The organism is Roseibium album, assembly GCF_965233825.1.
Lineage (GTDB): Bacteria > Pseudomonadota > Alphaproteobacteria > Rhizobiales > Stappiaceae > Roseibium > Roseibium album.
This window is the reverse complement of the sequence record NZ_OZ247583.1, coordinates 1,200,199-1,212,096: the sequence shown is the minus strand read 5'-3', so window position 1 is coordinate 1,212,096 and position 11,898 is coordinate 1,200,199. Positions and strand designations below refer to the sequence as shown.

Annotated in this window: 12 protein-coding genes; 7 read left to right on the top strand and 5 right to left on the bottom strand. The window is 55.8% G+C overall.

Features of this window, described 5'->3' with window-relative positions; all coding sequences use genetic code 11:
• Positions 1-95: 95 nt before the first annotated feature.
• Positions 96-1,802, top strand: coding sequence for a D-lactate dehydrogenase (gene dld, locus ACO6TI_RS05715; RefSeq protein ID WP_422384514.1), 1,707 nt, complete (start codon positions 96-98; stop codon positions 1,800-1,802).
• Positions 1,803-1,897: 95 nt separating this feature from the next.
• On the opposite strand, the gene ACO6TI_RS05710 is transcribed toward dld, so the two are convergent.
• From ACO6TI_RS05710 to ACO6TI_RS05700, 3 genes are all read right to left on the bottom strand, one after another.
• Positions 1,898-2,422, bottom strand: coding sequence for a CBS domain-containing protein (locus ACO6TI_RS05710; RefSeq protein ID WP_422384513.1), 525 nt, complete (start codon positions 2,420-2,422; stop codon positions 1,898-1,900).
• 182 nt (positions 2,423-2,604) lie between these two features.
• Positions 2,605-2,850: a (Na+)-NQR maturation NqrM gene (nqrM, locus tag ACO6TI_RS05705; protein ID WP_422384512.1), complete on the bottom strand. Its 246-nt coding sequence runs from the start codon at positions 2,848-2,850 to the stop codon at positions 2,605-2,607.
• A gap of 31 nt (positions 2,851-2,881) precedes the next feature.
• Entirely contained in the window at positions 2,882-3,913 is a 1,032-nt protein-coding gene (locus tag ACO6TI_RS05700) for an FAD:protein FMN transferase (RefSeq protein ID WP_422384511.1), read from the bottom strand.
• Positions 3,914-4,199: 286 nt separating this feature from the next.
• On the opposite strand from ACO6TI_RS05700, the gene ACO6TI_RS05695 reads away from it, so the two are divergent.
• Genes ACO6TI_RS05695 through nqrF form a run of 6 tightly spaced genes read left to right on the top strand, consistent with a single transcriptional unit; the run spans position 4,200 to position 10,063 of the window.
• Positions 4,200-5,543 carry a Na(+)-translocating NADH-quinone reductase subunit A gene (locus ACO6TI_RS05695; RefSeq protein ID WP_196896763.1) on the top strand — a complete coding sequence of 448 codons (1,344 nt, stop codon included), beginning with the start codon at positions 4,200-4,202 and terminating at the stop codon, positions 5,541-5,543.
• A gap of 4 nt (positions 5,544-5,547) precedes the next feature.
• A complete protein-coding gene (locus tag ACO6TI_RS05690) occupies positions 5,548-6,756 on the top strand; it encodes an NADH:ubiquinone reductase (Na(+)-transporting) subunit B (protein WP_055120899.1) in 1,209 nt (402 codons plus the stop codon).
• The gene (locus ACO6TI_RS05685) at positions 6,749-7,567 is read left to right on the top strand and encodes a Na(+)-translocating NADH-quinone reductase subunit C (protein ID WP_055120897.1); all 819 of its coding nucleotides are present in this window, start codon (positions 6,749-6,751) and stop codon (positions 7,565-7,567) included. Before ACO6TI_RS05690 ends, ACO6TI_RS05685 begins: the two co-directional genes overlap by 8 nt.
• Positions 7,567-8,220, top strand: coding sequence for an NADH:ubiquinone reductase (Na(+)-transporting) subunit D (locus ACO6TI_RS05680; protein WP_055120896.1), 654 nt, complete (start codon positions 7,567-7,569; stop codon positions 8,218-8,220). The genes ACO6TI_RS05685 and ACO6TI_RS05680 overlap by 1 nt, the downstream gene beginning before the upstream one ends.
• Entirely contained in the window at positions 8,220-8,828 is a 609-nt protein-coding gene (gene nqrE, locus ACO6TI_RS05675; protein ID WP_029064970.1) for an NADH:ubiquinone reductase (Na(+)-transporting) subunit E, read from the top strand. The genes ACO6TI_RS05680 and nqrE overlap by 1 nt, the downstream gene beginning before the upstream one ends.
• 14 nt (positions 8,829-8,842) lie before the next feature.
• Positions 8,843-10,063 (top strand): NADH:ubiquinone reductase (Na(+)-transporting) subunit F, encoded by a 1,221-nt coding sequence (gene nqrF / locus ACO6TI_RS05670; RefSeq protein ID WP_108876193.1) that lies wholly within the window; start codon positions 8,843-8,845, stop codon positions 10,061-10,063.
• A 289-nt stretch (positions 10,064-10,352) separates the two neighbouring features.
• On the opposite strand, the gene ACO6TI_RS05665 is transcribed toward nqrF, so the two are convergent.
• Together ACO6TI_RS05665 and ACO6TI_RS05660 are read right to left on the bottom strand one after the other, a co-directional pair.
• The gene (locus ACO6TI_RS05665; protein ID WP_104704748.1) at positions 10,353-10,538 is read right to left on the bottom strand and encodes a hypothetical protein; all 186 of its coding nucleotides are present in this window, start codon (positions 10,536-10,538) and stop codon (positions 10,353-10,355) included.
• A gap of 920 nt (positions 10,539-11,458) precedes the next feature.
• Positions 11,459-11,884, bottom strand: a complete 426-nt coding sequence (locus ACO6TI_RS05660; RefSeq protein WP_055120889.1) for a GlcG/HbpS family heme-binding protein — start codon at positions 11,882-11,884, stop codon at positions 11,459-11,461.
• Positions 11,885-11,898 lie beyond the last annotated feature (14 nt).

The window sequence follows — 11,898 nt, the reverse complement described above, 5'->3', positions numbered from 1 at the left end:
GTCCTGCGATACTTGTCAGCAAAGGTCATCCACGGCACACAGGCGCTGCCAGTTGGAACCGCGCACCGAAACAGGATGCCAAACGGGAAAATCAGATGCACGACACGACCGCTTCGACGACCAACAAGCAGCTGGTGGACCGATTTCGGCAAATCGTCGGCCAACGGCACGTGATCACGAATCCCAGATCGATGGAACGCTTCTGCAAAGGCTTCCGGTCCGGTGAGGGGGAGGCCGTTGCGGTTGTTCAACCAGGCACCCTCCTCGAGCAGTGGCAAGTGTTGAAGACCTGTGTCGATGCGGACAAGATCGTCATCATGCAGGCGGCCAACACCGGTCTGACCGAGGGGTCGACACCCAATGGTCAGTATGATCGAGACGCTGTCATTATCAGCACGAAACGGATGGACAAGATCCAGCTCCTGAACGACGGCCAGCAAATCGTCAGCTTTCCCGGAGCAACCTTGTTCTCGCTTGAAAAACTGATGGCTCCCCTCGCCCGTGAACCGCATTCGGTGATCGGTTCTTCGTGCATAGGTGCGTCGATTATCGGCGGCGTCTGCAACAATTCCGGCGGTTCCCTGGTCGAACGCGGGCCGTCCTATACCGAGTTGTCCCTGTTTGCGCAGATTACCGAAGAAGGGCGCCTTGAACTGGTCAACCATCTCGGTATCCGTCTCGGCGATGATCCGGAGACAATCCTCAGACGCCTGGAAGAAGGTGACTATTCATCCGATGACGTTGAAGACACCAACCTGAAAGCGTCCGACTCGGACTACCACCGAAGGGTCCGCGAGATCGATTCGCCAAGTCCGGCGCGTTTCAATGCTGACAAGCAACGTCTGCATGAAGCCTCCGGCTGCGCGGGCAAACTGGCGGTCTTTGCAGCGAGGCTCGACACCTATCCCAAGCCGGAAGCGGAAAAGGTTTTCTATATCGGCACCAACGACACCCAGGTTCTGACACGTCTTCGCCGCCATATCCTGGCCGAATTCGAGCACCTGCCCGTCTCGGGTGAGTATATGCATGCCGAAATCTACGACATTTCAAAACGCTACGGTAAAGACACCCTGGTCCTGATCGACAAACTGGGTACGGACCGGCTGCCGGGGATATTTGCGATGAAGGGCTGGGTCGATGCAAGGCTGTCTCGCGTGCCGCTTCTTCCCGACAATCTCACCGACAGGTTCATGCAGGCCCTCAGCCGGATCTGGCCGAACGTCTTGCCGGGTCGCATGGAGGCATTCCGTAGCCAATATGAGCATCACCTGATCCTGAAAATGCGCGATGGCGGTGTTGCGGAGGCCGAGAGTTTTCTTTCTGAGTTCTTTGAAAAAGAAGACGGCGACTGGTTCGTCTGCACGGCCCGGGAAGGCAAGATTGCCGGTCTGCACCGCTTCGCGGCGGCCGGTGCGGCCGTTCGTTACCATGCCGTCCACGAAAACGAGGTTGAAGACATTCTTGCGCTCGACATTGCGCTGCGCCGCGACGACCGCGACTGGTTCGAAGTATTGCCGGCCGAGCTGGAAGAAGGTCTGATCCACAAACTCTATTACGGGCATTTCTTCTGCCATGTCCTTCATCAGGACTATATCGTGAAAAAGGGCGTCGATCCGAAAAAGCTCAAGGAAAAAATGCTCCGAATCCTGGACGAACGTGGCGCCGAATATCCGGCAGAACACAATGTCGGGCATCTTTATGCCGCAAAGCCTGATCTTGCGAATTTCTACAAGGAATGCGACCCGACCAACACCCTAAATCCGGGCATCGGGAAAATGTCCCGTCGCAAATGCTACCACTGAGGCATACCGGTACTTCGACAAAAAACCTCCCGCGCGGCACATCTGCCGCACGGGAGGTCAATTCAGACTCTTGAACATGGCGCCCGCAACCGGCTTCAGCCGACGATCATCTGTTTCATCTTCAGAGCTTCATATTCCAGTTCGGTCAGGCGGAAATTGACGACGTCACCGATGGTGATCATGCCGCAGAGCTTGCCTCTATCCATGACCGGAAGGTGGCGGAACCTTCCTTCCGACATCATCTGCAAAACGGTTACCAGCGGATCGGAAGGAGCACATGTCTTGACGTTGCGGGTCATCAGGCCGTCGACCTGCTGAGGCAGCGTCTGGCCGGGCGTTTCGGCAAGTTTGCGGACGATATCCCGCTCTGACAAGATACCGATCATCTCGCCGTTTTCGTCCGTCACCAGAAGCGCACCGATACGCTTGTCCTTGAGCACTTCAACAGCCGTCTTCACGGTATCGCCCGGCAGGACGGAGTAGACGTTCGAACCCTTTTTCTCAAGTATCTTGGCCACGGTGCTGGTCGAAGAGCCTAGATTGGTATCGACAGACTGGCTGACCGTCCGTTTTTCTTTCGTGTCGCCACGCATGGGAGCCTGGTAGGAACTTGGGGCCATGGGGACTTCCTTCTCACCGTTGAATTCAGCGTTCGCCGTTCGAGCTTACGACAGGATTTCACAATAGGAAACGTCCAAAGGGCAAAGGAATTTCCGATAGCCGTGACACGCCGAAAACAAGAGGGGGGCCTTCGGTGTTGCGGTCCGGATTTTGAGGAGTGGCAGTATCGGGTACAGTCCGGTCAGACAACTTCCGCCGGTTTATCCATCTTTTCCAGCATCTTGCGTGCGCGAGGGCATTGCAGTTTCTCGCGTAGCGGACTGTCCGGATCGACGTCCTTGTGACACACCACGCACTTGTCCGCTCCGGAAATGGCGTTAAGACCGCCGCAACTGCCCTTGATTGTCTTCCCCATGAGAATGACACCAAGCGACATGCCCGTCACGACGAGAAGCAGGAGGACAAATGCAATCAGGAAAGTAGCCATATGAGATTTCTAAGCGACGCCGGTTACCGAATTACTTCTCTTTGAGCAATGCCTCGAAGGCGCTGCTCGCCTGAGTAATATATGCGCTTTTGTCTGCGGTTTCATCACGGGAAATGAAAAACACGGCAATGTTGTTGGCTTCCGCAGCTTCAAGACCGCGTTCGGACCCCAGAACCAGCATCGCGGTCGCCCAGGCATCGGCCATCATGGCATCATCGGCAACAACGCTGACGGACGTTGTCCAATGCGTGATCGGCTTTCCCGTTACCGGATCGATGATATGGGAGTAGCGCACACCTTCGTGCTCAACAAAATTGCGATAATCGCCCGATGTCGCAAGGCCCTTGTCTTCAAGCGAGACGACTTGCTCGACCGCCTTTTCTCCAGGTTCAGGCTTTTCAATGCCAATTTTCCAGGCGGCTCCCTTGTCATTGTGTCCGGACGCGACAAGATCGCCACCGATCTCGACCATGTAATTGTCGATACCGAGCGCCTTGAGCTTCGCGGCAACGGCATCAATACCGAAGCCTTTTGCAATGGCTGAAAGATTGATGCCGACTTCAGGCGCGGATTTGGAAAGCACCGAAGCCTCCGGATCAAGCGAGAGCTTTTCTGCCTGGCCAACAAATGCAAGTGCCGCTTCGATGTCCTCGTCCGAGGGCACGGGGTCGTCAGGCTTGCGCGGACCAAACCCCCAGAGTTCAATCAGTGGTCCCAGAGTAACGTCGAATTTGCCGTCACTGAGCTTGTGAACTTCGTTCGCGGCCGTCATCACGGTTACGAAATCCGCTGAAATTTCAACCGGTGCCGTTTCTTCAGAAACATTGAACCGTGACACCTCGGAGTTTTTGTCCCAGTTCGACATCTTGGCGTTGACATCCGCAAGGACTGCCTCCACGTCGCCGGACAAAGCCGCCTCTTCAAGATCATCGGGTACACCTACCGCCGTAATGTTGTAGGTGGTCCCCATCGTCTTGCCTGAAAGTGTGATGACTTTTGCCGGCTCTTCACCCATACAGGCAGAAAGTGAAAGGGCCGCAAGAACGAAGAGGGTCTTTTTCATGGTGTCAATCACAAGGTAGATATTCGATCTAATGGGCAAAAGCCAAAGGATGCGTTAACCTTGCCGGATGCATGGTGCAGTCTGGGATCAACACGGGGGCTTTGTTACGGGGCTGATACTGTTTTTTAGTTTGAAACGCCAGTTGTTTTTCTGCTGGCATTCCAATAAATCCTCAGAAGTCGGCCTATCGGTGAAAGCCAGTCATGCTCGCGTGACCAGTCGAAATCACCATCAATGAAGCAAGTTTCAAACTGCGGCACTCCTGAACATCCGCAGCGGGTTTAAGATGGATACAATAAACATCAAAAAAGGCCTGGATCTGCCACTCGCGGGCGCGCCAGAGCAGAAAATCCACCAGGGACAGCCTGTGCGCACCGTCGGACTTGTCGGACCGGACTACATCGGTCTCAAGCCCAAGGTGCTTGTGCAGGAACACGAAGAGGTCAAACGGGGAACTCCGCTGTTCTTTCACAAGGACAATCCGGAGGCCATGATCGTTTCGCCCGTGACCGGCCGCGTCCGTGCGATCAATCGCGGGGCGCGTCGCGTCTTGCAAAGCATTGTGGTCGAGGCCGACAACGTCGACGACAAAGGGATCGACTTCGGTGCGCTGGCGGATGATGCGAGTGCAGATGACGTCAAAACGAAAATCTGCGCCGCAGGCCTTTGGACCTCCTTCAAGTCCCGTCCTTATTCAAAGGTTCCGCAGACAGACGGCAAACCGCTCGCCATCTATGTGACCGCCCTGGAAAGTGAACCGCTTGCAGCGGAGGCGAACGTCATCATCGAGGAACGCGTCGATGATTTCGCAAAGGGTCTCCTTGCCGTTTCAAAGCTTACGGACGGACCTACCTATCTCTGTCAGTCTCCGGACCTGTCATTCGACGGGGCCGCGGCCGCGAGCGTCACGCCCGTTGGCTTTACCGGCCCGCACCCGGCCGGCTTGCCGGGAACGCATATGCATTTTCTGACACCCCCCAGGGCGGAACAGTCGGTCTGGACAATTTCATACCAGGATGTCCTGGCAATCGGCGCTCTTGCACGAACCGGACACCTTGACCCGACCATCGTGATTTCGATCTGCGGTCCGATTGCAAAAAACCCCCGTCTGGTTCGGACGTTGTCCGGTGCATCCATTGAGGATCTTGCAGAGGGCGAGATTGCCGCGGATTGCATTCCGCGTATCCTGTCTGGCTCCGTTCTCAGCGGACGCGAAGCTGACGGTCCGATGAGCTATGTCGGCCGGTATCACCGGCAGGTTTCGATGATCGAGGAAGACAAGAAGCAGATCCCGCTCGGATGGATCCGTCCGATGCCCGGAAAATATGCATTCCAGCCGGTTCTTGCCTCTGCATTTTCCAAGAAACTCTATGCGCTGACCAGCAATCTGAATGGCGGGCGTCGCGCAATGGTTCCAACGGGCACGTTTGAAGAGCTCATGCCGCAGGATTTCCTGCCGACGCAGCTGCTCAGGGCGCTCCTGATCAAGGACACCGACGCCGCGCAGGCGCTTGGCGCGCTTGAACTCGATGAAGAAGACCTCGGTCTCGTCGGTTTCGCTTGCCCTGCAAAATACGAATATGGCCTTGCCCTTCGCGAGTGCCTGGAAAAGATCGAGAAGGAGGGCTGATCCTTTGGGTCTGCGCAGGTTCTTTGACCGTATTGAGCCCCTTTTTGAAAAGGGTGGAAAATACGAGAAACTGTTCCCCATCTACGAGATGGTGGAATCCCTCGTCTACACGCCGAAAACAGTAACCAAGAACGCACCGCATGTGCGTAGTTACGTCGACATGAAGCGGATCATGACCTACGTGGTCATTTCGACGATCCCCTGCATCCTGTTTGCCTGGTACAACACAGGCTTTCAGGCGAACTCGGCGCTTGCGGCTCTCGGTCCGGAAGCCCAGACCGGCTGGCGAATCTGGATTTTGCAGATGTTCGGCATCGGGCTGGATCCGTCGAACATATTCGCGTGCATGATACACGGGGCGCTTTACTTCTTCCCCATCTACATCGCGACGTTGGTGGCAGGAGGCATCTGCGAAGTTGTTTTCGCGACCATCCGCGGTCATGAAGTCAATGAAGGGTTTCTTGTCACTTCCATGCTCTACACGCTGATCCTGCCTGCTTCCACGCCCTTGTGGCAGGTGGCGCTCGGGATCGCCTTCGGTGTTGTCATCGGCAAGGAAGTGTTCGGCGGAACCGGCAAGAATTTCCTCAATCCGGCGCTGACCGGCCGCGCTTTCCTTTATTTCGCCTATCCTGCCTACATGTCCGGCGACACGGTCTGGACACCTGTTGACGGATTTTCCGGTGCGACCGCTCTCTCCATCAGCGCTTCGGAGGGCTACCGGGAGCTGACGTCCGCCGGGATTACCTGGATGGATGCCTTTCTCGGATTCATGCAGGGCAGTCTCGGCGAGACCTCAACGCTCGCCTGCCTGATCGGCCTCGCATTCCTGCTGGTCACGAAGATCGCCAACTGGCGCCTGATCGTCGGCTGTCTTGCCGGAATGATCGGTTTCTCGCTGCTCCTGAACATGATCGGGTCCAGCACGAACCCGATGTTTGCCATGCCCTGGTACTGGCACCTCGTGATCGGCGGCTATGCCTTTGGCCTTGCCTTCATGGTCACCGAGCCGGTTTCCGCGTCGCATACCAACGCAGGCCGCTATTTCTACGGGGCGCTGGTCGGCGTGATGGTCGTACTGATCCGTGTGGTCAACCCGGCCTTCCCTGAAGGCATGATGCTCGCCATTCTGTTTGCAAACGTGTTTGCGCCGCTAATCGACTATTTTGTCGTTCAAGCCAATATCAAGCGGAGGATGCGCCGGTATGGCTGACAACACTCCTGACACGAATGCCCGAAAGGGGCCCTTGCGGCGGTTTCTCGATCTTCCGGCCGACTCGGTACCCAAGACATTGTTCGTTGCGGTTACCCTGTGCCTGTTCGCTTCCATGATCGTCTCTGTCGCGGCCGTTTCGCTGCGGCCGATCCAGGAGGAAAACAAGCTTCGCGACAAGAGGATCAATATCCTGCAGGTCGCGGGTGTCTACACGCCGGGCGAAAACATCCGGGAAGCCTTTCAGGCCTTTGAACCGCATGTTCTCGACCTGACGACCGGCAAGTTCACCGATGAATTTGACGTCGCGACATTCGACGAACGGGCAGCCGCCGATGACCCGGAGCTCAGCCGGGACCTTTCCAGCGACCCGGCAGGCATCGGCCGTCAGTCGAATTTCAAGACCATCTACCTGCTTCGCAAGGAAGACGGTTCCATCGACAAGGTCATACTGCCGGTTCACGGATATGGGCTCTGGTCGACGCTTTACGGTTTCATTGCGCTCGAGGCCAATGGAAACGACATTTTCGGACTTCAATTCTACCAGCACGCCGAAACACCCGGCCTCGGCGCCGAAGTCGACAACCCACGCTGGAAGGCGCTTTGGACCGGCAAAAAACTGCGTGACGACAATGGTGACCTGCAGATCACCGTCGACAAGGCGCCGCCGGCAGCCGGTATCGAATATCATATCGACGCCATTGCAGGGGCCACCCTGACCTCGCGCGGCGTTGACAATCTGGTCAAGTTCTGGATGGGCGAAGAAGGCTACGAAACCTTTCTGAGCAACCTTCAAGCAGGAGACATCTGATGGCACACAAGCGCAGAGAACTGCTCGTTGATCCCCTGGTCGACAACAATCCGATCACTTTGCAGGTTCTCGGGATCTGCTCGGCACTGGCGGTCACCTCGTCGCTGCAGGTGTCCTTTGTGATGGCACTGGCGGTGATTTCCGTGACCGGTTTTTCCTCCATGTTCATCTCCATGCTGCGCAACCACATTCCGAGTTCGATCCGCATTATCGTGCAGATGGTGATCATTGCCTCACTGGTGATCCTGGTGGATCAGATCCTCAAGGCATTCGCGTACGAGATCTCAAAGACACTGTCCGTGTTCGTTGGCCTCATCATCACCAACTGCATCGTGATGGGCCGTGCGGAAGCATTCGCGATGAAAAACCCGCCAGTCGCCTCTTTCCTGGACGGCGTCGGCAATGGGCTCGGCTACGGACTTATCCTGATGCTCGTCGGTTTCATTCGCGAGTTGTTCGGCGCGGGTTCGCTTTTCGGCGTCACGATCCTGCAAACCGTCAACAATGGCGGGTGGTACGTACCGAACGGATTGCTGCTGCTGCCACCGTCGGCATTTTTCGTGATCGGGCTTCTGATCTGGGCTTTCCGGACCTGGAAACCGAAGCAGGTCGAAGAACGTGAATTCAAAATACAAACGGTTGAGGCTCATTGATGGAAGGCCTGGTCGCACTCGCAGTCAAGGCGATTTTCGTTGAAAACCTTGCGCTGTCATTTTTTCTCGGCATGTGCACATTCATTGCCGTTTCCAAGAAGATCTCCACGGCGATCGGTCTCGGCATCTCGGTAATGGTCGTTCAGGCGATCACCGTGCCGACAAACAATCTGCTGCTGACGTATCTGCTGAAGCCGGGCGCCCTTGCCTGGGCAGGCTTTCCCGATGTCGACCTGACGTTCCTGGGCCTGATTTCCTATATCGGCGTCATTGCGGCCATGGTTCAGATCCTGGAGATGATCCTCGATAAGTTCTTCCCACCGCTTTACAACGCGCTCGGCATCTTCCTGCCGCTGATCACGGTGAACTGCGCCATTCTTGGCGGATCGCTGTTCATGGTGGAACGCGACTACGATTTTGCGCAGTCGACCACCTACGGTATTGCGTCCGGTTTCGGCTGGGCTCTCGCAATCACCGCAATGGCAGGTGTCCGGGAAAAACTGAAATACTCAGACGTACCCGACGGCCTGCAGGGCCTCGGCATCACCTTCATCACTGCCGGTCTGATGGCCATGGCCTTCATGTCCTTCAGCGGCGTCAAACTCTAAGGGAGACGATCGGAATGGAAACATTCAGCCTGGGCGTCATCCTGTTCACGTTGATCGTGCTAGCCCTGGTGACCATAATCATGGTCGCGCGCAGTCAGCTTGTGTCGACCGGGAATGTCAGCATCACCATCAACGGGGAGAAGACCATTTCGGTTCCCGCCGGCGGCAAGTTGTTGCAGACACTCGCGGAACAGAAGCTCTTCGTTCCCTCTGCCTGCGGTGGCGGCGGAACATGTGCGCAGTGCCGCGTCAAGATTCACTCCGGTGGCGGATCGATTCTTCCGACGGAGGAAAGCCATATCACGAAACGCGAGGCCTCCTGCGGCGACCGCCTGTCCTGTCAGGTTGCGGTCAAGCAGGACATGGACATTGAAGTTCCCGAAGAGGTTTTCGGTGTCAAAAAGTGGGAGTGCACCGTCCGCTCGAACGAAAACGTCGCAACTTTCATCAAGGCGCTGATTCTCGACCTGCCGGAAGGTGAAGATGTCAATTTCCGGGCCGGCGGCTACATCCAGATCGAGGCACCCGCGCACAGCCTGTCCTACACGGAATTCGATATCGAGGAGGAATACCGGGAGGACTGGGACAAGTTCAATCTCTGGCAGTACAAGTCCACCGTCGACGTTCCGATAGAACGCGCCTATTCGATGGCGAACTATCCGGAAGAAAAGGGCATGATCATGCTCAATGTCCGTGTCGCGTCGCCTCCACCCGGTTCAGAGGGAATTCCACCGGGCCAGATGTCCTCCTATATCTTCGATCTGAAACCGGGCGACAAGGTCACGATTTCCGGTCCCTTTGGTGAGTTCTTCGCACGCGAAACCGACAAGGAGATGGTTTTTGTCGGTGGCGGTGCCGGCATGGCACCCATGCGCAGCCACATCTTCGATCAGCTCAAGCGGCTGAGTTCCAAGCGCAAGATCACCTTCTGGTATGGCGCACGTTCAAAGCGGGAGATGTTCTTCGTTGAAGACTTCGACCAGCTGGCGGCGGAAAACCCGAACTTCGAATGGCATGTTGCATTGTCGGATCCGCAGCCCGGCGACGATTGGGACGGTTACACCGGGTTCATTCACAACGTGCTTTTCGAGCAGTATCTGAAGGACCACCCCGCTCCGGAGGATTGTGAATTCTACATGTGCGGACCGCCGATCATGAACTCCTCGGTCATCAACATGCTCGTAGAAATGGGCGTCGACCGGGAAGACATCATGCTCGACGACTTTGGTGGCTAAAACGAACAAGACAAAAAACCGGCAAACAGTTGCCGGTTTTTCTTATTGAGATACATAACGGCGATACATTCGAACTCCGTATGAAGACGGCCTCTCCTACCGGTGGAACGACCGCGACCCGGGGATCTAAAAAACACCATGCTTGCGATTGTGAACCGTATGAGGAATTTTACGAAGAGGTGAGGAGGCAGAGGACAATGTCATCCACAAACTTCAATAGAGATCAAAATACCTTAACGTAGGATCCACCCCATCAGAACCCGCGCCCTTTCAGCACCGCAAGAAAGTCTCAGAATTTCAAGGGAACGAAGGCAAGCATCAAAAGACTTCCTCCTGAGAGCACTCCGTAGAGCCAGGCTCTGCGTTGCCATCCATCTTCCTGCTTTTTCCAGTTGTCCCGAAAAAGGTGACCGGAGCCGACTGCCAGGACAACAAGAATGGATCCGGTCAACGGCGTAAGGTAGATCTCTTCCAAAAAACGTTCCTGTTGAGTTCCAGAGCGGCCCGCGACGGACTAAATTGGCTTTGTTTCCCTTGAAACCAAGTCCACAGATTGTGGACGCTTTCTACAACGGTCATTGAACAGGTATCAAGGCGTTGTTGCTCCGACATGCTTCTCGGAAATGGTTCCATGGCTATCGAATCTACTCTGGGTTTGTCCAACTGTCGGCACAAACGGCCAGAGTTTCGTTCAAAGATCGAAGCTTCAGGTCGAGTTAGCGAATTTTGTCTGATTTGCTTTGAGAGTTTTTCCTTTTGCGCCGGGCCTGGTCACTGTTCTGGTTTCTGCCGGGGGGATGTGCCTTGTCCAATCCAACAAAAAAGCCGCTCTTCAGGGCGACTTGATCCTGTTTGGTTGCGGGAGCCTGATCACACCGAGACTTTTGCTTTCAGAGCATTCCGGAGTGGAAAGTTGGGCCGCTTCAAATGGGGAGGATCAGAGGGAGGACAAGGGAACCAGTGTGGTGTCTTCAGCTGCCACCTGACAAGACCAGAGCTTGCACGAGGCGGTTTCACTGCTTTACCTGCCCTATTGCAATCGGCCGGATGAGTCCTTTTGTCCAAGTAGGCTGTGCTGAACCCACAAATGCAATACAGGTTCGATCTCCGACCGCATCCGGCGAGCGCTACTTGAAGAATTCCGACCGCCATTTGATCAATCACGCACGAACACTACTGATCGAAAGCAGACCAAATTGGGGAAAGATCGCCTAGTGATGCGGTGGATTCAATTGGCCGCCGCCACACACGCAGTGCGTTTTTTCGCCAGGTCTTGATTTTACTAGGTCTTGCTGTGGAGTTTTTTGCTGCGGCAGCATGATTTTCAACGGAGCAACACGGCTGGAATGCCGGACGTTGAGGCGGCCGAACCGTTCTCGTCGGCTCGGGCGTCGATCAGCCTCCGTCTGCCGTGAATCCGGCTGCCTCAATTGCCGCGATTGCGCAAGTTTCATCATTGTCGGACGAGTCACCGGTTATTCCAACTGCCCCCAGGATTTGGCCGTCCTCTTTGATTAAAACGCCGCCGGGAACCGGCACCAGCGATCCTTCGGCAATGCTGTTCATTGCCTGGATAAAATAGGGCTGTGACTTTGCCCGTTCAAACAGGGCACGCGAGCCAAGCCCCATACCGATAGCCCCCCGCGCCTTGCCCTGAGCAATGTCAGGACGCAGATTGCTGGTGCCATCTTCGCGGGCCAGCGCCATCAAAAATCCGCCGCTATCAAGAACAGCTACCGTAATGGGCTTCATCCCTTGGACGCGCCGCCAGTCCAAAGCGGCCGAGACAATTTTCTGCGCTGTATCCAAAGCAAGTTTCACTCCGACCCCCGATC